This is a genomic window from Nocardia amamiensis (genome assembly GCF_015477605.1).
GTDB lineage: Bacteria > Actinomycetota > Actinomycetes > Mycobacteriales > Mycobacteriaceae > Nocardia > Nocardia amamiensis_A.
Genome location: NZ_JADLQX010000145.1, coordinates 1 through 1,507, shown reverse-complemented (window position 1 = coordinate 1,507; position 1,507 = coordinate 1). Strand labels below are relative to the sequence as shown.

General features: G+C 66.1%; 2 protein-coding genes. One reads left to right on the top strand and one right to left on the bottom strand.

What is annotated here, in order from left to right; genetic code table 11:
- The coding region (locus IU459_RS37135; protein WP_440446562.1) for an AMP-binding enzyme at positions 1-377 on the top strand (377 nt) is incomplete at its 5' end.
- A gap of 106 nt (positions 378-483) precedes the next feature.
- On the opposite strand, the gene IU459_RS37130 is transcribed toward IU459_RS37135, so the two are convergent.
- Positions 484-1,286 (bottom strand): IS5 family transposase gene (locus IU459_RS37130; protein ID WP_440446563.1). Its coding sequence is split into 2 segments (ribosomal slippage): positions 484-941 and positions 941-1,286, totalling 804 coding nucleotides; the frame shifts between segments, so codons are not numbered across the junction.
- Positions 1,287-1,507: the final 221 nt, after the last annotated feature.

Here is a 1,507-nt window from a genome sequence, read left to right as displayed (position 1 = left end):
AGATCAGCCCGGACGGGTTCCTCACCCTGGTCGACCGCTCCAAGGACGTGATCAAGTCCGGTGGTGAATGGATTTCGTCGGTGGATCTGGAGAACGCCGTGATCGGCCATCCCGCGGTCGCCGAGGCCGCGGTGATCGGGGTGCCGGACGAGAAGTGGGACGAGCGCCCGCTGGTGGCGGTGGTGCTCGCCGAGGGCGCCGAGGCGAAACCGGAAGAGCTGCGCGAGTTCCTCGCCGACAAGTTCGCCAAATGGCAGTTGCCGGAACGCTGGACCTTCATCGCCGAAGTGCCCAAGACCAGCGTGGGCAAGTTCGACAAGAAACGGCTGCGCAGCCAATACGCCGACGGCGACCTCGACGTCACCACCCTCGGCTGAACCCTCCCTACCGCGACCGGCCCCGCGTCACCACTTCACCATCGGCAGCGGTGACGCGGGGTCGGTCCGCCCCCAGAGGAGGGGCAGCACCACGCCGAGTAAGAACTCAGTTCAGAATGAGTTTGCGGAGGCAGATGACCGAGCAGGCGATGCTGGGTAGGGCGTGGTGGATGTCGGCGCGGCGTTCGTAGCGGGTTCGTAGGCGTTTGAATGCGTGCAGCCATGCAAAGGTGCGCTCTACCGGCCAACGGACGGTACCCAGACCGGAGCCGTGGGCGGTGCCGCGGCGGGCGATGACTGGTGTGATGCCGCGAGCGCGGACCAGCCTGCGGTACTTGTCGTGGTCGTAGCCGCGGTCGGCGTAGAGCCGTCGGGGACGGCGCCAGGGGCGGCCGACCCGGCCACCGATGACGGGCAGGGCATCCAGCAGCGGGATCAGCTGGGTGACGTCGTTGCGGTTGCCACCAGTGAGTATGACCGCCAGGGGTGTTCCGGCAGCATCGGTGATCAAATGGTGCTTGGAGCCGAGCTTGCCGCGATCGACCGGGCTGGGACCGGTATGGTCCCCCCTTTGAGCGCGCGAAGATGCGAGGAGTCGACCAGGGCGTTCGACAGTTCCAGGCGCCCGGCAGCGCGCAGCTCGTTCAGCACTTGTTCATGCAACCGCTGCCACACCCCGGCTTCGTGCCATTCGGCCAGCCGCCGCCAGCAGGTCGCGCCGGAGGCCCCGAACAGTGCGATCGGCAGCTGGTTCCAGCCGATGCCCGTGCGCGCCACGAACAGGATGCCTTCCAACGCCGCGCGGTCGTCGGTCCATCGACGGCCCGGATGCCGAAAGCGTCGCTGTCGCACCGGAATCAATGGTTCCAGCCTCGACCACAACGCATCTGTCACCACATCATCAGCCACACGGAGAGTCTCAAAGATGATGCGCGGCAAACCAAACTGACACGCCGACTCATTCTGAACTGAGTTCTTAAGCCGCGAAGTAGGATGCTCTGGCTGCGTTTCCCCTCGTACCGTGGAGGCCTGACCATAGAGGAAAGGCTGGATGGCGGAGAAGAGACGCAAGTTCGATCGGGGGTTCCGTGGGGGCGCGGTGCGGATCGTGCGTGTGACCGGGCGGCCGG